Annotated in this window: 1 pseudogene; it reads right to left on the bottom strand. The window is 55.9% G+C overall.

From position 1 onward, the window contains the following. A pseudogene (locus ACM6IQ_RS23860) lies at nt 1-290 on the bottom strand (IS481 family transposase); the annotation flags it as partial.

Raw genomic sequence — 290 nt, 5'->3', positions numbered from 1 at the left:
GTCACTCGATGACCTGGTTTGTTAAAACGCCCCAGCTTCTTGATGTCCAGGTGAAGCAGACCTCCGGGCTTAGAATATTCGTAGCGAATCACTGGCGGTGGCGGTTCCAGGTATGCCAAACGGTTGAGGCCGTTACGGCTCAATAACCTGCCCACAGTGCTGTGTCCCACCTTCAAGTCCTGGCTGATTTGGCGATAGGTTTTTCGCTGGCGACGTAGCTCAAGCACTTGTTCCTGGCGCATCTCAGGAAGCGCGTGCGGACAGAACTTGGGGCGGGACGAACGATCCTG

Source organism: Pseudomonas sp. IT-P100 (genome assembly GCF_949767185.1).
Classification (GTDB): Bacteria; Pseudomonadota; Gammaproteobacteria; order Pseudomonadales; family Pseudomonadaceae; genus Aquipseudomonas; species Aquipseudomonas fluorescens_B.
Note: the sequence above shows the minus strand (reverse complement) of the source record. Positions and strands in the feature narration are given on the sequence as shown.